This window comes from Ruegeria sp. YKSF131 (assembly GCF_059612645.1).
Map to the genome: position 1 here is coordinate 1 of NZ_JBXWQZ010000071.1, position 20,610 is coordinate 20,610.

Genomic DNA, 20,610 nt, shown 5'->3' on the forward strand with positions numbered 1-20,610 from the left:
GTCGACGGCCTGGCAGCCAACGGCGAAGACGGCAACTCCGAAGTCGAAGCCCGCGTCCGCGCCCAGGTCGCAGATCTCTGCAACCGCTTCCCCATCTACCCGAACCTGTAAACGTTTAAAAAGTAAAGAAAACGGCGCTCTTGAGGCGCCGTTTTTTGTTGTTTGAGCGACCGCTCCGACAAAAGAAGATCAGGTCAAGCGTCAGCTTGGCTGCCTTCTAAAGGTCAGATCAAATCGCGCCACCACAGAAAGACAAGCAGCAGCGCTGTCAGAGCCAACAGGTTGAAAGCCAGCCCCCCCAGCAATCCAAGGAACCAGCCCCACCTGCGATCCGCAAGATTGATGCTTCCCAGATGGTCCTGCACCACATCCGACGCCCTGACGAGCTTTGGGGTATCCAGAATCAACCGCATCTTTGGGTGCGATGCCATCGCCTCGGACCGGGCAAGCACCATGGCCTGCCGGTACACCCGGCGCGGCAGACGTCGTTTTGCCTTTCGAATGGATGCCTCTAGCGTCTTGTCACGCACGCCAAGCTTGGCACGCAGCAACGCCACTGTCTCAGCGATCCGGGTCTGAATGTCTGTGTCCTGCGGCATGGGCTCTCTCCTGCCGCAGCAATCTAGCCTGCGCCACAAAGACCTACAATGGGGCTGGTGATCCGCTGTAGGCGCTTGTATCACGCAAGCTATGCTGAACACGATTGTACATGGCGAACCCACCGCCCGCCCCCCGCTGGTCATAGCACACGGCCTTTACGGATCTGCTCGGAACTGGGGCGTCATTGCCAAAAGGCTTTCAGACGAACGGCAGGTTGTGGCGGTGGACATGCGCAACCATGCCTACAGCATGTGGGACCCGAGCCATGATTATCCCCATCTGGCACAGGATATCGCCGAAGTCATAGAACAGATCGGCGGCGTGGCGGATGTTCTTGGGCATTCCATGGGTGGAAAGGCTGCTATGACGCTGGCTCTGCGGCACAATGGGTTGGTGAACAAGCTGGTGGTCGCCGACATTGCGCCGGTTCAATACTCGCACAGCCAAATCCAGTTCATCGACGCCATGCGGGCTGTTGATTTTTCGCGCATCGCCCGCCGGTCGGACGCGGAGATGCAACTGGCCGAACAAGGTGTTGAGAAAGCGTTGCAAAGCTTTTTCACCCAATCGCTGGATATCAAGGGAAAACGATGGCTGCTTAATCTGGATGTTCTGGCAGCTGAGATGCCAAAGATCATGGGCTTCCCCAAGTTGGACGCCACATGGGATGGCCCCGCCCTGTTTCTGTCGGGCGCGGCATCGGATTATGTCCTGCCGGAACACCGCCCTGCAATCCGCTCTCTGTTTTCCGGCGCGCGTTTTGCCAAAATACCCGGAGCCGGGCATTGGCTGCACGCCGAAAAACCACGTGAGTTCGAAGCGGCAGTCCGGACATTCCTGAACGCCTGATCAGGCGCCCCTGTACAACCGCCGGGCCACAATCCAAGACACCGGAGCAGCGATCACAGCCCCGGCAACTGCTGCGCCGACAATTGCGCTGACAGAGACCAATCCAGCAGAAAGCACGGCGATTACGGCAGAACCTGAAATGGCAGTGGCGATCAGTGAATATAGCATGGTGGCAAGGCGAAACATGGCCGGGTGTTCCTTATGATGACTTCCGGCCAAACATGTCTCGATTCGAATGTGTTTTGCATTGATTTGCATCAGATGCGGAAACCTGACGCTTCATGAACCTGTGACTTCGTAACTACCGTTGACCCCGATCCGCCGGCCCGCCAAGGATGTGGAGCGCGTGAAAACCCAAGTCTTGTGCCGTCAAAGGTACACACGCTCCCCTTTACGCTTTTCCCAAAAGGATTAGCACGCGACTTGAGGTAGATCAACCAACGGACTGAGGAGCCAAGGTTATTGCTCGCGAAACGCGCGCGACATGCTGTCCGACACAGGTTTGGCGATATAAGCTGCAAAAGTTCGTTCTTCGGTTTGGATCATAATTTCCGCAGGCATGCCGGGGGTCGGAACAAAGCCGCTCACCCGATGTAGTTCGTCCGGGGTAAGTGAGATGCGCGCCAGATACACCTCTTTTGGAACGCCAGCTGCCTCTTCAAGCAGTGCGTCGGCTGAAACATAAAAAACTTCTCCGTACAGAACCGGCGTTGTGCGCTGATTGAGCGCGATCAGGCGGACAGAGGCGGTCTGCCCGGTTACCACACTGTCAATCTCGGTGCGCGGGATTTGCGCCTCAATAATCAACGGCGCGTCGGCAGGCAGGATTTCGGCAATGGGTTCGCCCGTTTCGATTACGCCACCTGGCGTATGATAATGCAGGCGAACCACTGTCCCGGTCACAGGGGCCCGCACCACGGCCCGGTCCAGAACATTGCGGGCCTGACGGGATTTTTCGCGCACGCTTTCCAGATCGGCCTCGACCACGCCCAATTCATCCAGTGCTGCCTCGCGATAGGCGGATCGGGTGCGTGTAATCTGTTCCTGGTACTTTAAAAGCATCTGATTGATTTCAGCGGCCTCCGCCCGCAACCGGGCCTGCTGTCCCTCGGCTTCGGCCTGCACACGCCGGATCGTGTTCAATTCGCCCTTTCGAACCAGCCCTTTCTGGAAAAGCTGATTCTTGGACTCGTATTCCTCCTGCAAGATTTCGGCACGTGTGGCCATGCTGTCCAATTGAGCCACAAAGCCACTTGCCCGAATCTTCAACGCTTCCATGTTGCGTTCCAATAGCGCCACATCATTCAGCAAGGTCTTGCGCGACACATCAAAGCTGAGCATTTGACCGTCGAGAATGGCCATGACTTCCACGTCTTTGGAGGCCTCGACCAGATCTGGTGTAAAGACCAGACGATCCCGTTCCCCATATTCCGCCAGCAACCGCTCGGTCATCGCCTGCAAGCGCAGTTTGCGGATGAACAGCTCGCGCTCATTGGCCTGGGCCGAGGTCTGATCCAGCGTCATCAGCACCTGACCTGCCTGAACCGATTGCCCCTCAACAACCTTGATGTCTTCGATGATCCCGCCCTCAAGGTGCTGGACGATCTTGTTGCGTCCAGTGGCGACAAAACTGCCCTGCGCAATGACCGCCGCCGCCAGCGGGGCGCTGAAAGACCATACGCCAAAACCGCCGAAACAGACGACCAGCATAATAGTACCGATGACAATAAAACGGTTGATCGAGCGCGGAACTTCCGCATACCAGACGTCTGGTTCACCGGCAGAGTGCCTTACGGGTACGAGGTCATTCATGGTCAGCCCCCCTGTTGCCCTTCAATTCCAGTCCGTTTGCGCGGCCCGTTGATCTGCTGAAGAACCTGCTCCCGCTGCCCAAACAATGCGACGCGCCCATCGGTCAGCAACATGATCTTGTCGACCACGTTCAGCAGCGTCGGTTTCTGCGTAATGACGACCACGGTGATCTTGCTTTCACGCGCCTGTTCAATGGCGCGCCCCAAGGCTTTGTCCCCGGCGACGTCAAGGTTCGAGTTCGGCTCGTCCAATACCACCATTCGCGGGTTTCCAAAAAACGCCCGCGCCAGCGCAATGCGTTGTTTCTGTCCGCCCGATAAAGGCGATCCATCAGCGGCCACCACGGTCTCATACCCCTGCGGCAGGGTTGCGATCATGTTGTGTACATCAGCCAGAACAGCGGCGTCGTGGATCTGTTCGTCTGTGGCATCGGCCCGCATCCTGCCGATATTGTCCTTGATGGTTCCGGGGAACAACTGCACATCCTGTGGCAGATAACCAATGCTTTCACCGAATTGGCGCGGGTCCCAGTTGCGGATATCCATCAGGTCCAGCCGCACACTTCCCGACGTGGGCAGAACGGACCCGACAAGGGTTTTGCCCAAAGTGGTTTTGCCCGCACCGGAATTGCCGATAATCGCCAGTGTTTCGCCGGGGGTGAGTGAGAAGGTAATCCCGTTCAGAACCACACGTTTGGTTCCGCCGGGGACATAAAGCAACCGCTCTACATCCAACCGGCCTTCGGGTCGCGGCAGGCGCAATTTCTCGTGTTGCAGAGCCGAGGTTGACAGCAGCGCCTTGATCCGCCCATAGGCCGCGCGCGTCAGAAGGTAACTGTTCCACCCTTCAATCGAACCTTCGATGGGCGCAAAGGCGCGCCCGGCAATGATCGAGGCCGCAATCACCATGCCGCCGGTAATCTCTCCCTGCAGTGCCAGAAATGCGCCCCATCCGAGAATGCCAATCTGTGTCAGCAGGCGAACTGCGCGTGAAATCGCCGCGAAGATCACGTTTCGATCCTGCGCGCGTACCTGCCAGGTCAGGGATTGGGCGGTGTCCCGCCCCCAGATTCGCACTGCTTCGGGGATCATGGCCAAGGCGTTGATAATCTGGCTGTTGCGCGACATGGAATCCAGATGCAGGTTTGCCATGGATTGCGCCCTGTTTGCCTCGGCAAAGGGTTTGGCTGTCATTTTCTGGTTGACCAGCGCAATCGTCATCAGGATCAGCGCCGTCACCACGACGATCATGCCCAGTTGCGGGTGCACGAGAAAGATCATCAGAATGAACAGGGGCGCGAATGGCACGTCCAGAAACGAAATCAAAGTTCCCGAGACCAGAAAACCGCGCAGCTGCTGCAAATCGCCGAGCGTCTGATATTCGCGCCCGTTTCCATGCAACGACGCGTGCGCAGCAGCACTAAGCACCGGTGCACCCAAACGAACGGCAACCTCGACGCCGGTTCGCATCAGCGTAAACCGCCGCACCGCATCAAAAGCAGACTGAAAAATCACGGCCCCGGCAACGATCGCCGTCAACATGATCAGCGTATCCAAGGATCGGCTGGTCAGAACCCTGTCACTGATCTGAAACAGGTAGATCGGGATCGACAGGATCAGAATATTGGTGGCGCAGGTCAGCACCAGAACAAATGCCAGGTTACGCCGGATCGCCCGGATCGAATCCCGCAATGTGCGCTGGAAATCCTCGGGCGGGGTGCGCTTGTGAAAGGTTTGGGGTGGCCCGTTCCCGTCACCGCCGCCGGCTTTTGCCCGCAACAGTGGCTGGTTTGCTTTGGCCTCGATCGTTGCGCCCATGTGATCCGCGCCGGACGCGCGCGCAGAGGGGGTCTTGCGCGCTGTCGTTTCGTCTGCGGTTGCATGATCCGGGCCGTCAGCATCAGCCACCCCGTCACCACCGCCCGCAATGTCCTTGTCTTGCACGGGCTGCGGCGCCGCACACCGATGGGGAGGTTCAGCGCGCGGTAGTTCACATGAGTGTTTCTGGTCTTTGGCCTGTTTCAACGCATCGTTTTCAACCGGCCGGTTTTGATCTGGTTCAGGCACTCGGAACTCCTGCGTCAGATGCAGTCGGGTTTTGGCACCTGTGGCCCGTTTTGCAGGATCTGCCCCTGATTCGGGATCCTGACGCTTCAGACCCAACCCGCCTTGCCTGTCCAGCGGGCTGGATAAAGGATGGCGGTGCGACGAAAAAACAAACGACATGTAGAAACCTTTTGGTCACTCGGTAAAATCTTGGGGGGATCAGGCCAGCATGGTTTGCAGGCCGTCGTCAGGTGTAGTTGCATCAACAGCTGGGGTATTCAGTGCCAGGGCCGCATCCGGTTGCGCGACGGTCATGTCACCCATGATGGCGGCAATTGCCTCATTGGTCATCGCGGTAATCTCGTCGTTGTCCGGCATGTCGATCAGGCTGGCCTGATGCAGCAACAGATCGGAGTACGACCCGTCAGCTGCCATGACTGTCGAGTCCACACCCATCTTGGTCAGATGGGCAGTGTTCAGCATGGCATTGCTGCCCGCGACAACTTCGGCCCCGGCAGCATTCGGGCCCGACAGGTCAATGTCATCCTGATCCAGCATCATCGTGACCTGGTTGACGATGTTCACCTGCATAAGATCGCCGTCGATCTTGAGGACGCGCAACTGTTCCATCCCGGCGAACATCGGATCATTCAGAAGCGCGTCTTCCAACGCCTCCATGTCCATTTCCTGTATGGCCAGCGCGTCCGCCATATTCTGTTGCATATCCTGGTGAATGTCCTTGCCGATCGTTTTGACCGACGCGTCGTTCATGAGCAGGTTTTCATCACCGTCCATTATCGACGCGGGCACTCCACCGCTGATGATATCGTCATCCATAAGGGCCATGGACTGAATCAGCACATCGACTGAAATCATGTTTCCGCCGATCATGATGAGATCGTAATAGCTGCCCAACTGCACAATGTCGGCGACATTGTACATTTCGTTGTCGCCCAGCACGTAAAGCGTGGATGTGGCTGAAATTTCGGTCTGAATGTGATCGATATCGGTGGCATCAATACTCTGGTTGATGAAATTCGCGACCACCAGATCGCCGTGAATCCAGTCCACAACAACGTATGCGGGCTGGCCGCCTGTTCCGTCGGCATCGTCCAGCCAGGCGGCCTCTTTGCCTTCGACTTCGATCACCGAAGACTGAACCAGGTTGGTACCGCTTCCGGCATTCATGGCGCCCACGTCCCAATCGAAAACAAGCGCGACCTGACTGATGACCGTCAGATTGATGGCCTGCCCGCCTACAACAATGTACGGAGCATCCACCCAACCAATTGTCGCAGACACTGCATTGATCGCCAGATTGCCACCGGTCACCACCAGATGCCCGTCGTCAAAATCGGGATCATTGGACTGATCCCATTCGGCAGGCCACGGCGTTTCCGCTTCATCGCCAGTCGCCTCATCCGGCTGATGGAAAGCGGGCAACAGGTCGGTCCATTCGGGTGCTTCGGCCATGTGCTCGCCATTGACGATCACACCCAAGGCATCATCGCCATGGAACTGATACACGGTGACGCCATCCACATCCCCGTTCATCGGGTTCAACATCTGTTCGGCCAGTGCCTCGACCATCTCGATTGACTGGTAATCCGCGAGTGAAAATGACGGGCTTGCTACGGCATGAAGTGACGACGCCATGTCCAGAATCTGCTCACCTTTCGCGATCAGCGCATCCGTGTCGCGAAATTCACCCTCGCCCACCGTATCGTTGTCACGCAGGAAAACCTTTTGCATGGTGTAACTTACCGCCGACCCCAACGGCACGTTTTCCGGCTGCAGAATGACAAGTGTAGGAACGGATGACGGTCCAATCGTGTCGTCCGGGACAAAACGCTCGGAAACCGGCCCATCTCCCCCAAGGATAATCACCGATTCATGTACAGGCCCCTTCGGCGCGTCTGGTAGCGGCAGGTTAGGTTGAGGTGGGGCAAAATTGTATGGGAGGAGTTTGTATTCGCCCACCGGGACATCAAGATCGGCCCTGATGTGGATCGCAGCAGGATCGTCCAGCCCGTCAATTTCTGCTTTTCGCCTCAGGGCGGTGAATTCGTCATACTGGTCCCGCAGCCGGGCCTGTTCGATCGTAAGTTCAAATGTTCCAACAAAATGCGCTATCGTTTCCGTAATTGCGTCAAGGGCCATGTCGGTCATCCTTTTTCACCCGCACCGGCCAGAATTTCCGCTTTGGGTTCAGTTGGGCCGGGGCCACTGCACGCGGCCCCGGCATTTTCGAAAATAGCGAGGCCCGATAATGCGGGCCTCGCCTTATGACTTATGCGTCGTTGTCGTCGCTTGCGTAGGACGAGGTCATCGAGCCACCGACCATGGTCGTATCGACCGAGTTGCCAAGCACGTTGGCCCCCATGACGATCGACTGGTTAAAGGCCGAGGTGTCGACAACAGCCGCTGCCGAGGCATAGGACTCACCGCTCACGATGCCATCGCCACCGTTGTTCGAGCCCCAGCTGCCACCGTTGCCACCTGCGCCACCGTCACCTGAATAGGCACCGGCCGCGCTGCCGCCCGTGATGGTTCCACCCATGGTGTCACCGGACATGGCTGTACCGGTCGAGTATCCGCTGGCTCCGCCATTTGCGGCGGACGCGCCGCCGGCACCACCGGCACCCGAGCTGGCCGCACCGGTCGCATCGCCCGACCCGGTCGATGTGGCATCGTTATCGGACATGCCCGAACCACCGTATCCGGCGATTGCTTCAGCAAGGCTGTCGGCGGCTCCGTTTGTATCGGCATCACCGAATACATCCGCCGCTCCGCCATCACCGGCGGTATTGGCTGCATCGGCAGATCCGGCACCGTTGCCCGAAGACGTGGATGTGGGCGTCGTTGTGCCGCCTGCTCCGCCGTCACCGTCTGCAGCAGACGTACCAGAACCCGCTGCGTCCGCTGTGCCGTTGGCCGAATTGGATCCGCCATTACCACCGCTGCCATCCGTGTTCTGCGAATTGCTGGACGCACCGTTCACGTCACCTGGGCTTTGGTTGATGTCGGGGCCGCTTGCGGACTGGTCGCCAACACCCTGCGCATCTGAATCCGCGTCAGCGGTTCCACCGGAACCATCGCCGCCCGAACCGTCACCGCCTGAGCCATCGCCACCAGAGCCATCGCCGCCCGAACCGTCGCCACCGGTTCCGTCACCGCCAGTTCCATCACCACCTTCGCCCGCTTCGGCATCAATCATGCCAAGCTCTTCCTGCAGGGCCATGATTGCAGCTTCGACCATCGCAGCAAATCCGCCTTCGCCGTCACCGCCGGTTCCGTCACCGCCCGTGCCGTCGCCACCGGATCCTTCACCACCGGTTCCTTCGCCGCCCGTGCCTTCACCGCCGGTACCAGGTCCGCCAGTGCCGTCGGCCGAGCTGTCCGCGCCACTGTCAGCGCTGCCCTCTGCAGCGTTGCTGCCCGCGGTCGCATCATTGGCTTCGGTAGAGCTGTCACTGGAATTCGACGACGAACCGTCCGTCGAAGCGCTGCCGTCACCGCCGTCTGATCCTTCGGCGTCTACGTCATTGCCGGCCAGACCAAAGCCTGTGCCGCTCGAGTCGGAATCGCTGTCGCCGCCATCGGCGCTACCCGAGGCATTCGAGCCAGACAGACCAAGGCCCAGTCCCAGACCAAACGAATCTGCGCTTCCGCCGTTACCACCGGTTCCGTCACCGTCAACGCTTGAGCTGCCGTCGTTGGCAGCAGAAGACGAACTGTCAGCGTCGCCGCCGTCGCCGCCAGTGCTGTCACCGTCAGCCCCTGCGCCGGACAGGCCGACACCAATGCTGGCGTTATTTGCGTCACCGGTATCACCGCCTGCGCCGCCACTCGAATCCGCGTCGGCGCTGCCGGTATCGCCACCGGCACCAAACGCATGGCTGCCCAGCGTGGTCGAGTCTGCCGAACCACCATAGCTGGTACCACCGTCGCCCGAATCTCCACCGCTGGACTTGACGCCGATACCTTCTTCAGCGTTGGCGGTACCGCCATAGGCGCTACCATTCTGATAGAAACCGGAATTGTTCGAAACTGACGCCGATTCCAGCGTGTCGTCATCGCTCAGGCTGGCCACCTGACTGTTGACGGCCGCCATCGCGGTTCCCGCACCATCCATTGAGATATCGACATTCATGTCATCGCCAGGATCATAGTTCAGATCACGGCCTGCAGTTATTACGTCGCCAACCGACGCGTTATCTCCGAAGTCCAGATCAACCTGATCGTCATCACGCGGAATCCACTCTCCGCCACCAAAGTCGATATTGATCGCATTGCTGTTCGAATTGTCGTTGGTGTTATCTCCGGCATTGAGCGTCTGGTCCTGATCCTGACCTTGATCCTGATCCTGGCCCTGATCTTGACCTTGGTCCTGGCCTTGTTCCTGACCCTGATCCTGGCCTTGATTTTGGTCCTGACCCTGATCGTTGGAGTTTTCGACAGTCTGGTCCTGCTGCTGCTGTTGTGCAGTCAGGTCAGCTTCGACAAACGCCTCATCAATCGGGATTTCGACATTAACCGGAGCTTCCAGGTTCTCGACATTAATTTCGTCGACGGTCGTTACGTTTGTATTATTCACATTACGTCTCATGACAAATTCCTATTTTTGGAACGCCAGACCGCCATTCATCTAAAAAGCGGCATCAGGCGAGGTTGAAACAAAAAAATACCCGCGCAGCGCAAAAACGCGCTGAATGCGGTCAGTGGAAGTTTCTAAATGGCCACCTCCTTTCCCGGCTAAGCCGAAAGCGCGGCGGTTCATGAAGCTTGCTAAAATACGCAATGACCGGCGCGACAGGGACAGGCGCTTCGACAATTGAAGCCCAGCCATGTTCGCAGCGACGCACGCCCACGCCTAGCTAGTCGAAAGTTTTGAGGTAGTTACATCATTGTTTTTATTACTTTCTTTTAGAACGCGCCTAAATCTGCGTACACCTGCCCCGCATGACCTACCCATAAAAAGTCGCAACAAAATAATTCAATTGTTTCCGCTGGTTGCACAAAAATCCAAGCGGAAACCTAACCGAAAGTTCTATGGTACGGGCTATGGAAACACTCCTCCCGGTTGTGGAAAACCATGCTTTCGAGTATAATAATATTTAATTACCTATTTGATTAGTTAACTATTTCAGACCACCAGAATTCAAATAAGCAATTTTTGGTTGACCCTGTTTGCGAGGGAATGTGATGAGTGCGTCATTGATAGATGAAACTGCCAATCAGGATCTTTATTCAGAAGATTTTTCGGTTGTCTTTATTGGAAAAGAATTATTCTACTCCAATCAGACCCTAAGAAGCGTTCAAACTGAATTCGGAGTTCGCGCCCGGCGGTTTGAAACCCTCGAAGCCATGAGCAGCCAAGCGCCCGGTTGCAGCAAGATCGTTGTTGTTGATCAGATGATGCTAGAAGACCTGCTGGCGCGCCCAATGGCCTATACCAAAAGTACCGGATCCGGCTGTCTTGCCTTTGCCTATCGCAAAGAAGAATCAGCCCGGCATATGTTTGAATCCTGGGATCGCGCGCAGTTCGGCGAAGTTGGATTTCTGCCGATGAATGTGGCGCCCGATGCTTGGCGTGCCATCCTCAGGCTGCTGATGCATGAAGAATTGTACCTGCCCAGTTTCCTTGCCGATTGCGTCGCCTTTCCAGGCCAGCACACTCGGGACGTCCCGAACCGACCAGTGACAAGTGCCCCCAATGGTGTCGACCAGCAGTCGCGGTACCTGAAGCTGACGCGTCGCGAAAAGCAGGTCCTGCAACTTGTCTCGCAAGGCAAAAGCAACAAGTTGATTGCGGCCAAGCTGGGAATTACGGAACATACGGTCAAGTTGCATATGCACAACGTGGTTGGTAAGATCGGTGTCAGCAACCGCACCGCTGCCGCGCATTTCTATTACGAGGTTGCGCCGCACGAGGCGCAGCAATCCGCCCTTGACTGACACGTTCGAAGCCCGGTTCGATCGCCTGATCCTTCTGGTTGGCAGGCTGAACTATATGTGGACCAACACCGAAAGCCTGCTGATCCACCTGATCGCGGGCCTTTCCGGAACGTCGAAAGACGTGGCCGTCATTATTTTCCTGACCCTGAACACAACCCGCGCGCGTATTGATCTGGTCGAACGGCTTGCCAAGATGGAGGGAAGACCCGCGCAGGTTCGTGACCCGATCCTCGAACGCACGCAACGGCTCAGCAAGCTTTCAGGCATTCGAAACAAGTATAACCACTGCATCTATTCATTCGATCAGGAAAGCGGAAACCCGAAAACAATTCTGATGCGGATTTCTGACCGTAAGACCGATATCAGACTGGGGCGCTCGGACACGGTAGATGATGATGCGCTTCGCGAAATCGAGACAGTCGTCAATCAGTTGTCAGCCGCGAACAAGGACATCTGGAGGCTGATCCGGGAATTGGGGTATCCGGTATAGTCCTGGTCATGAATATGACGCCATGACGACGTAGGCTGCGCTTCACAGCATTTTCGGTCCCGAAGGCGCGCAACCCGGGCAGCGGAATGTTCCTTTCGAAAGTGCCTGGTGCGGGCGGTGGGACTCGAACCCACACGGGCATACGCCCTTCAGATTTTAAGTCTGATATGTCTACCATTCCATCACGCCCGCATGGCGCGGCCCTTTCGGACAGTGCAACGTCCTTACAAGCACAACGAGATGATAACAATGTGCTTTGACCTGCCAGATCAGGAAAATTAGCGGGCAGCCCCGAAGGAAGTCACCTGCGCGCAACGGCACCCCGATCACATCCTCAGGCTTTGGCGTGGTCCGACACATCCCCAGGTCCGATGCATCGGATCGACTGACGGTGCCCCTTCCGGGGAACGTGTTTTCAATACCAATCCTTTTCCCGTTCTATCGGGGAACAAAATTTGTCGCGGCGCAAGCGTACATAGCTCCCGACATTACCATATTGTATGAATCTGATTACCCAAAACCTGAGTCTCTCATTTCTGTACCAGAGCCACTTTCATGTCCCAACCCTGTTTCGGACTTGTTTTTTGTTACTGTCCAGCGAGTTAGAACTAAGTTCCCCTATTTCCCGATTGAAATGCCCATATACATGGCTACTCCGGGGAACAACGGTAAAGGACGGTTCCGCCCAACTCGGACGGAGGCAGGTAAAGCCTCAGTGTCAGATCGGGACGTTATAAATTTCAATGATTTGTGGTGCCCCCACACGGACTCGAACTGGGGACCTACTGATTACAAATCTTATCATCCTATTTTCGATAGCATAATAGCCAATTCGATTGGGCAGTATATTTCTTTAAATAGCAGTAGTTTTTGCGTGTTGAAGTTTCTATAAGACCCTTCCCAACTCTCCGCACTTTGCTTACCTTGCGCTTACCCACTCCGTCGGAGACCAATATGCCCAACGTCAGATTAACAAAATCAAGTGTCGATCGCCTTTTAGCAACAAACCGGGACACGATCTATTGGGACGACGGTTTGCCGGGTTTTGGACTCCGCGTGAAAACGACCGGCGTCAAAAGCTTCTTAGTTCAATATCGCAACAAACAAACCGGTCGGTCGATACGCAAGACACTTGGGCGATATGGGCCGACCTTGTCTTTGGGCGCCGCCCGCGAAATGGCACGCGCGCTTCTTGCTGACGTGGTCCGTGGCGGAGATCCTGTCGCGGACGCTCAAACGCTCAGGCACTCACCAACGGTGAACTCACTTGCCGCGCAATACATGACCGAACACGCGGAGCCAAAGAAACGCCCCGGTAGTGTTCGGAACGATCGGTCGATGCTGGACAGACACATTCTCCCCAAGCTTGGGGAGCTAAAAGTCATCGAAGTGACGCATCAGCATGTTCAGAAGCTTCACAACCAACTGCGCGATACGCCGTATCAAGCCAATCGCACTCTGGCGCTCATGTCGAAAATTTTTGAACTGTCTGTGCGCTGGGGTCAGCGTTCTGACAATCCGGCACGCGGCATAGAAAAATTCCCCGAGGAAAAGCGGGACCGCTGGCTGTCAGACGATGAGCTGCAAAGACTTTTGGTAGCTCTGTCAGAGCATCCAAATCAGGTTGCAGCGAACGCTATTCGCCTGCAGCTCCTAACAGGCGCACGGATCGGCGAAGTGCTGAAGGCAAAATGGGAAGACTTCGATTTGGACCGCGCGGTATGGACAAAGCCGTCGCACCACACAAAGCAAAAGCGACGAGAGCACCTGCCGATTTCGTCAGCAACCTGTGATTTGCTTGCGGCAATGAAAGCAGGGGCATCTCCTGAAAGTCGTTGGTTGTTTCCGGGACGCTCTCCGGACCAACCGTACAAAGATCTGAAGAAATTTTGGAGCTCGGTCACCACATCAGCAGGTCTTCAAGACTACCGTATCCACGACAATCGGCATACGCATGCGTCGCATCTCGTTTCCAGCGGTCTGAGTCTGCCTATAGTCGGTCGATTGCTTGGACACACGAACCCGTCTACCACGCAACGCTACGCGCACCTCGCAGATGACCCGTTGCGGCAGGCAGCGGATGTGATGGGTAAGAAGATCAGCGGTGGCAGTTCCTGAAACCTGAGAATTTCCTGTGCTGAAGACACGCGAGCGGCAATTAGACTGCAGCTGTCGGCACGGTGTCGATGTTTGGGACGGAAGGGAATGGACGGAGATCTAAGATGTCCAAATCTCTACTTCCCGTTGTCACAACGCGTCGTCCGCCTTGGAACAAAGGCAGACTAGTCGGACAGAAGCGGCCATTGCAGCCAAAGCAAGTCTGGGCCATTCGCGCTCGGCTCGAACTTGCAAACAAGCTGAGAGACCTGGCATTGTTCAATCTTGCCATCGATAGCAAGTTGCGCGGGTGCGATCTCGTCCGCCTGAGGGTTAACGATCTCGCCGTAGGCAATTCTGTTCGCGATCGGGTATCCGTTGTTCAACGTAAAACTGCGAAGCCAGTGCAATTTGAAGTGACGGAGAATACACGTGAAGTCGTGTCGCAATGGGTCTCTTCTCAATACATGCATGGACAACGGTATCTGTTTCCAAGTCGTATGCATGCTTTGCCGCATCTTTCGACCCGGCAATACGCTAGGCTTGTCCGGGAATGGGTGTCAGCGATTGGTCTCGATCCGTCCAGCTACGGCACGCATTCGCTTAGGCGCACCAAAGCGGCTTTGATATACAGAAAGACCGGAAACCTACGTGCCGTTCAACTTCTGCTCGGTCACAGCAAAGTGGACAGTACAGTGCGTTACCTTGGCGTCGAGCTTGAAGACGCGCTTAGTATTGCCGAACGTATCGATCTTTAACGATTTAGGCGGGCGGGATCGTCCGCTCGCCACTCCCAAGCAGACATTCGAATCTCCGGTTCACATTCCCTTCAGAGCCCAAAGCGGACTGAAATGTTTTCGCAAAAAATGAAGTGCGGCTATAGACATTCTCTTGAGCGGTCTAACCCATCACTAAATGCATTCACCGCCATCGATAACCAAGGCTTGCCCCGTCATAAAAGCGGATTCATCTGAAGCTAAATAGACGATCCCATGGCCAATCTCTTCAACTGTCGCCCATCGACTCATAGGGATCGCCTGCTCGATGTAGCCTTGCAGTTTGGCGCGACCACCCATCTGCTTTTCGAAGCCTGCATTGAAGGGGGTGTCTACAAATCCTGGACAAAGGGCATTGAAACGGATTGCGTGGACAGCGTAGTCGGCTGCCATCTGCCGGACCATCGCAACAGCTGCGTGCTTTGTAGTCGCATAGGCGATCATACCCCGGTCGTATTGAACCCCTGAATTGGAAGCAGTGACGATCACGCTGCCTCCACCTTGTGATTTCATATGGGGGACGGCTGCGCGCGCGGCAATGAAGTGAGCGCGGACATTCAATGCCCAAGAAGCATCCATTCCATCTGGTTCCACTTCTTCCAGCGTTCCTTCGATCTGCAACCCAGCATGAGAGTGCAACACGTCAAGCCGACCGAAGTTTTTTACTGCTTCGTCTATGGCTTTGGTAAGGGCATCGTCATCGGTCACATCAAGCTGTATGGCAGATGCTTGATTCCCCTGCGCAACGATCGCGGCCACAGTGGCTTCAGCAAGTGTTGCATCGCGATCCGTTACCACAACATGCGCACCCTCTTGTGCCATTGCCATTGAACCTGCCCGACCAATTCCTGATCCCGCGCCCGTCACGAGCGCGACTTTACCTGCAAGCCGCATTTCACTTGGCTCCTTTATTTAACTATTCGATTTTGAGGCGCCTCGGCGCAAAAGCAGTTGCGCTGCAACGAGCAACAAGAGCGACGCGCCCATAACCATAGCGCCGATGGCATTGATCTCGGGAGTTACGCCGCGCCGGATGGATGAGAATATGTAGATTGGCAGGGTTGTCTCCGAGCCAGCTACGAAGAACGCGATGATGAAATCATCAAATGAGAAAGTGAAGCTGAGCAGAAAGCCTGCCAAAATTGCCGGTGCTATCAACGGCAGCGTCACCTGCCGAAAGGTGCCCCAAGGCGTCGCAAAGAGGTCAGCCGAAGCTTCCATGAGGGCACGGTCCATACCCGATAGCCTTGCACGTACGATGATTATGACCAGCGCCATTGTGAACATGGTGTGTGCGGCGACAAGCGTGGGCATCCCCATGGAAAGTTGCGGGGGATTTGCTCCATCGGGCCATAGGCTCGCAAGAAGCGGGTTTAGCCAGCCGAATACGGTGACTAGGGCAATGAGTGTCGCGATACCGATGACGATACCTGGTATCATTATCGCAATATAAATCATCGCATCGAACAAAGTTCGGAGCCATCCCTTAACCCCTTGTAAAGCGATGGCCGCCATGGTTCCGAGTGTGGAGGCGAGGCAAGCAGTTATGAATGCCGCAAGCAGACTGGTCTCGAGCGCGTCCATAACAAATGGGTTGTTGAGCGCTTTGCCATACCATTGGGTCGAGAACCCCATGAACTGGCTTGCGTGTCGTCCGGCATTGAAGCTGAAAAGCGCGATGATGCCGATTGGAATATAGAGAAAAAGGTAGACGCAAATCGCGTATAAGCGCATCGGACCCTCACATCAGCGAGACATCTTCGCGCTGGCCACCCAGGCGCGAGATGAATTTCATGTAAATTGAGACAGTGACAAGCATTACGACAACCAGCGTCATTGCGACCGCCGATCCGTACGCCCAGTTTCGAGACTGCAGGAACAGGTCCACCAGCGCATTTCCGACGAAAAAGACCTTTCCGCCGCCCAAGATCGCTGGGATCAGAAACTCGCCCATCAGCAAGATGAAGACCAGCATGCAGCCTGTTGCGATACCAGGTACCGACAGAGGAAGTGTCACCTGACGGAACGTACGCCATGGGGTAGAGCCGAGATCAGCCGATGCTTCCAGAAGGCGTTTATCCAGTTTGTCCAAGCTTACAAAAATCGGGAAAACCATCAAAGGTAGATACCCATAGACAATCCCGACAAGCACAGCGAAGGGCGTATTTATCAGGCGGATATCATCGATGCCGATCGACTCCAGTAAAGCGGGCAAGCCACGCCCCCCAAGGATGAAAATCCATGCGTATGACCGGATCAGGATCGATGTCCAGAACGGCACGATTACCAGGATCAACAGCGAAGTTCTCCACTTTGGTGAACAACGCACCGCAAGAAAGTAGGCGAGCGGATAGGCAATTACCAACGCAGCGATAGTCCCCAGAGGTGCAAGGATCAAAGTGTTCTTAAACGCCGTCCATCGCGCAGGAAGGTTGGCATATTGTTCCAAAGTGAACGCTGGAACATAGCCTCCGGCGGCACCCCGTTCGCCAAAGGAAAAGACGAAGACGACCAGCAGAGGAAGGGCAAGCATTACCAAAAGCCAAACTCCTGCCGGTGCCAGCAACAGTGCTTTTCTGCCTCGTTCGGTCATATTGTCCTCGTCTTTTCCGATATTGGCGGCCTTACCGCTTAGGCCGACTTGAAGCGGGCGAGCAACTCGGCACGGTTTGGATCGGTTAGCGTAGCCGCCGCGCCAAACTCGAGCGCATTCAGAAGGTCAGCTGCCGGATAAAGGATCGGATCTTCCAGCAATTCCTTCGGCAGCAACGCATTGGTGCGAGCATCAGCCGATGGATAGCCATGAGCGAGGACTTCTTTCGCATTAACTTCCGGGTTCAGTAGGAAGTCGATCAAGGCATAGGCGGCATCCAAATGGGGCGCGCCCTTCGGAATAGCGTAGTAGTCGGACCAGAGTTCACCGCCCTCAGCTCCCAGAACGTAGGCGATTTCAGGCATGTCGACATTCATCTGCTTGCCGTCACCTGTCCAGCACATCGTCATCCAGGCGTCACCGTTGCGCATCGGTGGCTGATAGTCAGACGAAATTGCAAACAGATGCGGCTTAGCATCCAGCAACAATTTCTCTGCATCGGCCAGTTCCTTCTCATCGACCGAGTTGAAGGAATAGCCAAAATACTTCAGGGCATTACCGATAGTGGTGAGTTGGTAATCGTGCACCATTGTTCGGCCTGAGTAACCCGCCATAGTCAGGTCCCAGAACTCTTTCCATGTGGTTGGAGTCGGAGCGCCATCAAGCTTGCTGGTATTCACTGCAAAGCCGGTCGTGCCCCAGTTTTTCGGCACCGCGTAAAGCTGGCCATCGACAGAACCAGCATCGGAAAAGCGCTGTTCGAATGAACCTGCGTCGTAGTTTGGCAGTTTGGACGTATCGAGCGGGATGATCAGATCTTCGCCCACATACGTAGTGATCGTGTAATTGGTTGGAACGAACACGTCCCAGCCAGAGCCTCCGGCCTGCAACTTTGCCAACATCTCTTCGTTCGAGCCAAAAACATTGACCTGAACATGGGCGCCGGTGGCTTCCGTGAAGGCTTCGAAGTTCATCTCGTCATGATAGTTCGGCCACGTGGCGAGGATCACTCGGTCGCCAATGTCTCCGGCAGCAAATGCCGGGCGTGGACGCAACCCAGGCATGGCCGTGCCCAGAACGGCCGTTGCCATCCCAAGACCTGTCACGCCCAAAAAATGTCGCCGGGTGACCGAACCCTTTTGGTACCGGCGAAGCTCTTCCATGAACTTTTGCTTGGAAATAGTCCCGTTATCATTGGTCATCGTGAACCTCTCTTTTGTTGGATTGCGGGAATTGTTATTTTTCAAGGATCAGCAGTGCGCCTTCGCCCCATGAGACAAAGGCTTGCTCTCCTGCATTGAACGTCCCCTCGTTCAATTCCGCTTGCCTTGGCACAAGCACGTGGAAATCACCCAGTGCTTCGTTGCGCGCAAGGTATTCTGTGTGCTCCCCAAGGAAGATCCGATTTTGAATGGTAACTGGCAGAGCAATTTCAGCTGTGGGTAGCGCGCGGGTCAGCGTGATCTGTTCAGGACGGATACTGACGCATACTTCCTGTCCTGCATCTATTGGAATCTCCGGAGTTCCGTGCACCTTTTGGCCACTCGCTAAACGCACAGTGATTTGGTCGGCTACTGCGTCAGTTACAGTTGCATCAAAGAAATTCGAGGTGCCTACAAATCCAGCCACGTAACGGCTGCGGGGCATGTCATAGAGTTCGCGTGGGCTGCCTACCTGCACAATTCTGCCACCTTCCATCACACAAATTCGGTCGGACATTGAAAGCGCTTCTTCCTGATCGTGCGTGACGAGGACAAAAGTTATTCCCAGTTGTCGTTGCAGGTTCTGCAGTTCAAACTGCATTTCTTTTCGAAGCTTTCGATCCAGAGCAGCCATTGGTTCATCGAGCAGCAAAAGCTTGGGCTCGTTTACGATCGCACGCGCCAAAGCGACGCGTTGCTGCTGACCACCAGACATCTCCCAGATGCGACGTGGGCCAAACCCACCAAGACGGACAGTTTCCAGCGCCTGCTTAACCTTTGTCGCGATTGTTTGCTTGTCTATGCGTGGTCGTTGTTGGCGCAGGCCGTACGCGATGTTGTCGAACACGCTCAGGTGAGGAAAAAGAGCGTAGTGCTGAAACACCATGTTGACTGGGCGATGGTGCGCATCCAAGTCGTTGACGACTTCGCCATCGAGCAACACCTGACCTTCGGTTGGTTTCTCGAAACCTGCCAGCATTCTTAGTGCTGTGGTTTTGCCGCAACCAGATGGGCCTAAGAATGACAGGAACTCTCCTTTCCCAATGGAAAGATTCAGGTCTTTGGCAGCGACCACATTCCCGAAGGTCTTGGTCACTCCTCGGAGTTCCGCAATCGTCTGCATGGTGACGCTCATGTCAAAGCTCATATACTGCCGTTTTCCTTTTGCTTGATTTTTTGGCATTTATTGGCATACCACTCAAACAAGAAAAAAGTAACAATAACTCGGAATAACTGTATATACCACAATTAGAGTATAGAGGTTCTTTTCGAGAATCTGGAGCGGCGTGTGTACGATTGGATGGAAGAGGCCGGCAGGGTCGTGGAGAAGATCGGAACCCCAGAATTTCCATGTGCTTTGGCAGATGGTTTGCGGCAGGTCGCACCATTCGATTTTACTGTAGTGTTTGGGCATGTCGGAACCGAAGCACCAATAGATCTTCACGACGATTTCCCCAAAAGCAAACGGCGTATTTTTGTTGAGGATTATCAAGCCGGGCCCTACGTACTTGATCCATTTTTTTTGGCCGCGACAAAACCGATAACACCGGGTCTGTACCGCATGCGCGATATCGCACCGGACAGGTTCTATCAGGGCGAATACTATCGCAGCTATTACAAAAGGACTGGGTTAGCAGAGGAGATTGGCTACTTTATCGATATCCCAAGCACTGGGATGGTTGTGGTCTCGCTCATGCGATCAGTGAAGCCTTTTTCAGCCAAGGAAATTCGTCATTTGCACGCTCTATGGCCGCTCGTTCGGGCAGCCTGTTGCAAACATTGGAGTGACTTTCCAACGATGACCCGCGGCGCCGCAGCAAATGGCGTTAGTCGTCGCGTCGATCTTGCTTTCCAGGCATTTGGCGATGGCGTTCTGACGCCACGAGAAAGAGAAGTCGTTGAGTTCACGTTGAAGGGCCATTCGGCAGAAGCTGTCGGCACAATTCTCGGCATCTCTCCAGGCACAGTCCGCATCCACAGACGCAACATTTACGCGAAACTTAGGATCAACTCGCAGGGTGAGCTTTTTTCAAAGTTCATTGAAAAGGCACTTTAAAAGGTTCCTTGAACACCCACTTTGTCCGGATGCTGTTGAAAAAGTCGATGTGTAAGCGCGGCGGAAATAGCGGCTGAAGTCTTCCTGCTCGGCTCTTCACGCCGAGATTGGTCTGAGCTTTGCAAGTTTGCG

At 55.4% G+C, this 20,610-nt stretch carries 17 protein-coding genes and 1 tRNA gene; 6 read left to right on the forward strand and 12 right to left on the reverse strand.

The window, feature by feature from the left end; all coding sequences use genetic code 11:
* Positions 1-224: 224 nt before the first annotated feature.
* Complete coding sequence (locus tag AC2FLZ_RS19010; RefSeq protein ID WP_480521168.1) at positions 225-599, reverse strand: hypothetical protein; 375 nt, start codon at positions 597-599, stop codon at positions 225-227.
* Between the two features lie 91 nt (positions 600-690).
* On the opposite strand from AC2FLZ_RS19010, the gene AC2FLZ_RS19015 reads away from it, so the two are divergent.
* Positions 691-1,449, forward strand: a complete 759-nt coding sequence (locus AC2FLZ_RS19015; protein WP_480521166.1) for an alpha/beta fold hydrolase — start codon at positions 691-693, stop codon at positions 1,447-1,449.
* Here AC2FLZ_RS19015 and AC2FLZ_RS19020 read toward each other — a convergent pair whose 3' ends face one another.
* The 5 genes from AC2FLZ_RS19020 to AC2FLZ_RS19040 form a co-directional block, all read right to left on the reverse strand.
* Positions 1,450-1,635 (reverse strand): hypothetical protein, encoded by a 186-nt coding sequence (locus AC2FLZ_RS19020; protein ID WP_496716114.1) that lies wholly within the window; start codon positions 1,633-1,635, stop codon positions 1,450-1,452.
* A 273-nt stretch (positions 1,636-1,908) separates the two neighbouring features.
* A complete protein-coding gene (locus tag AC2FLZ_RS19025) occupies positions 1,909-3,261 on the reverse strand; it encodes an HlyD family type I secretion periplasmic adaptor subunit (protein WP_496882606.1) in 1,353 nt (450 codons plus the stop codon).
* Between the two features lie 2 nt (positions 3,262-3,263).
* Complete coding sequence (locus AC2FLZ_RS19030) at positions 3,264-5,486, reverse strand: type I secretion system permease/ATPase (RefSeq protein ID WP_480607206.1); 2,223 nt, start codon at positions 5,484-5,486, stop codon at positions 3,264-3,266.
* 39 nt (positions 5,487-5,525) lie between these two features.
* Positions 5,526-7,466 (reverse strand): type I secretion protein, encoded by a 1,941-nt coding sequence (locus tag AC2FLZ_RS19035; RefSeq protein ID WP_496882607.1) that lies wholly within the window; start codon positions 7,464-7,466, stop codon positions 5,526-5,528.
* A 130-nt stretch (positions 7,467-7,596) separates the two neighbouring features.
* Positions 7,597-9,903, reverse strand: coding sequence for a hypothetical protein (locus AC2FLZ_RS19040; protein ID WP_496882608.1), 2,307 nt, complete (start codon positions 9,901-9,903; stop codon positions 7,597-7,599).
* Between the two features lie 770 nt (positions 9,904-10,673).
* Here AC2FLZ_RS19040 and AC2FLZ_RS19045 point away from each other — a divergent pair.
* Complete coding sequence (locus tag AC2FLZ_RS19045; protein WP_480555923.1) at positions 10,674-11,264, forward strand: helix-turn-helix transcriptional regulator; 591 nt, start codon at positions 10,674-10,676, stop codon at positions 11,262-11,264.
* Complete coding sequence (locus AC2FLZ_RS19050; RefSeq protein ID WP_480473566.1) at positions 11,257-11,754, forward strand: hypothetical protein; 498 nt, start codon at positions 11,257-11,259, stop codon at positions 11,752-11,754. The genes AC2FLZ_RS19045 and AC2FLZ_RS19050 overlap by 8 nt, the downstream gene beginning before the upstream one ends.
* A gap of 106 nt (positions 11,755-11,860) precedes the next feature.
* On the opposite strand, the gene AC2FLZ_RS19055 is transcribed toward AC2FLZ_RS19050, so the two are convergent.
* Positions 11,861-11,946, reverse strand: a tRNA-Leu gene (locus AC2FLZ_RS19055).
* A gap of 762 nt (positions 11,947-12,708) precedes the next feature.
* On the opposite strand from AC2FLZ_RS19055, the gene AC2FLZ_RS19060 reads away from it, so the two are divergent.
* Both AC2FLZ_RS19060 and AC2FLZ_RS19065 read left to right on the forward strand, forming a co-directional pair.
* Positions 12,709-13,872 carry a tyrosine-type recombinase/integrase gene (locus tag AC2FLZ_RS19060; RefSeq protein WP_496882609.1) on the forward strand — a complete coding sequence of 388 codons (1,164 nt, stop codon included), beginning with the start codon at positions 12,709-12,711 and terminating at the stop codon, positions 13,870-13,872.
* A 104-nt stretch (positions 13,873-13,976) separates the two neighbouring features.
* Positions 13,977-14,609, forward strand: a complete 633-nt coding sequence (locus tag AC2FLZ_RS19065; protein WP_170542186.1) for a tyrosine-type recombinase/integrase — start codon at positions 13,977-13,979, stop codon at positions 14,607-14,609.
* 153 nt (positions 14,610-14,762) lie between these two features.
* Here AC2FLZ_RS19065 and AC2FLZ_RS19070 read toward each other — a convergent pair whose 3' ends face one another.
* The 5 genes from AC2FLZ_RS19070 to AC2FLZ_RS19090 are packed head-to-tail and all read right to left on the reverse strand — an operon-like array spanning position 14,763 to position 19,569.
* Positions 14,763-15,521: an SDR family NAD(P)-dependent oxidoreductase gene (locus AC2FLZ_RS19070; RefSeq protein ID WP_480607194.1), complete on the reverse strand. Its 759-nt coding sequence runs from the start codon at positions 15,519-15,521 to the stop codon at positions 14,763-14,765.
* A gap of 18 nt (positions 15,522-15,539) precedes the next feature.
* On the reverse strand, positions 15,540-16,361 hold the full coding sequence (locus tag AC2FLZ_RS19075; protein ID WP_480521120.1) for an ABC transporter permease: 822 nt from the start codon (positions 16,359-16,361) through the stop codon (positions 15,540-15,542).
* A 7-nt stretch (positions 16,362-16,368) separates the two neighbouring features.
* Entirely contained in the window at positions 16,369-17,220 is an 852-nt protein-coding gene (locus AC2FLZ_RS19080; RefSeq protein WP_480521118.1) for an ABC transporter permease, read from the reverse strand.
* Positions 17,221-17,258: 38 nt separating this feature from the next.
* Positions 17,259-18,422: an ABC transporter substrate-binding protein gene (locus AC2FLZ_RS19085; RefSeq protein ID WP_480521116.1), complete on the reverse strand. Its 1,164-nt coding sequence runs from the start codon at positions 18,420-18,422 to the stop codon at positions 17,259-17,261.
* Between the two features lie 34 nt (positions 18,423-18,456).
* Positions 18,457-19,569 carry an ABC transporter ATP-binding protein gene (locus AC2FLZ_RS19090; protein WP_496882610.1) on the reverse strand — a complete coding sequence of 371 codons (1,113 nt, stop codon included), beginning with the start codon at positions 19,567-19,569 and terminating at the stop codon, positions 18,457-18,459.
* Between the two features lie 141 nt (positions 19,570-19,710).
* Between AC2FLZ_RS19090 and AC2FLZ_RS19095 the strand changes: the two genes are divergently transcribed.
* Positions 19,711-20,478 (forward strand): helix-turn-helix transcriptional regulator, encoded by a 768-nt coding sequence (locus AC2FLZ_RS19095; RefSeq protein ID WP_348540160.1) that lies wholly within the window; start codon positions 19,711-19,713, stop codon positions 20,476-20,478.
* Positions 20,479-20,610 lie beyond the last annotated feature (132 nt).

Coding starts and splice junctions, on each gene's coding strand:
- AC2FLZ_RS19010 (WP_480521168.1), bottom strand. CDS start 599: ATGCCGCAGGACACAGACATTCAGACCCGGATCGCTGAGACAGTGGCG.
- AC2FLZ_RS19015 (WP_480521166.1), top strand. CDS start 691: ATGCTGAACACGATTGTACATGGCGAACCCACCGCCCGCCCCCCGCTG.
- AC2FLZ_RS19020 (WP_496716114.1), bottom strand. CDS start 1,635: ATGTTTCGCCTTGCCACCATGCTATATTCACTGATCGCCACTGCCATT.
- AC2FLZ_RS19025 (WP_496882606.1), bottom strand. CDS start 3,261: ATGAATGACCTCGTACCCGTAAGGCACTCTGCCGGTGAACCAGACGTC.
- AC2FLZ_RS19030 (WP_480607206.1), bottom strand. CDS start 5,486: ATGTCGTTTGTTTTTTCGTCGCACCGCCATCCTTTATCCAGCCCGCTG.
- AC2FLZ_RS19035 (WP_496882607.1), bottom strand. CDS start 7,466: ATGGCCCTTGACGCAATTACGGAAACGATAGCGCATTTTGTTGGAACA.
- AC2FLZ_RS19045 (WP_480555923.1), top strand. CDS start 10,674: ATGAGCAGCCAAGCGCCCGGTTGCAGCAAGATCGTTGTTGTTGATCAG.
- AC2FLZ_RS19060 (WP_496882609.1), top strand. CDS start 12,709: ATGCCCAACGTCAGATTAACAAAATCAAGTGTCGATCGCCTTTTAGCA.
- AC2FLZ_RS19065 (WP_170542186.1), top strand. CDS start 13,977: ATGTCCAAATCTCTACTTCCCGTTGTCACAACGCGTCGTCCGCCTTGG.
- AC2FLZ_RS19070 (WP_480607194.1), bottom strand. CDS start 15,521: ATGCGGCTTGCAGGTAAAGTCGCGCTCGTGACGGGCGCGGGATCAGGA.
- AC2FLZ_RS19075 (WP_480521120.1), bottom strand. CDS start 16,361: ATGCGCTTATACGCGATTTGCGTCTACCTTTTTCTCTATATTCCAATC.
- AC2FLZ_RS19080 (WP_480521118.1), bottom strand. CDS start 17,220: ATGACCGAACGAGGCAGAAAAGCACTGTTGCTGGCACCGGCAGGAGTT.
- AC2FLZ_RS19085 (WP_480521116.1), bottom strand. CDS start 18,422: ATGACCAATGATAACGGGACTATTTCCAAGCAAAAGTTCATGGAAGAG.
- AC2FLZ_RS19090 (WP_496882610.1), bottom strand. CDS start 19,569: ATGAGCTTTGACATGAGCGTCACCATGCAGACGATTGCGGAACTCCGA.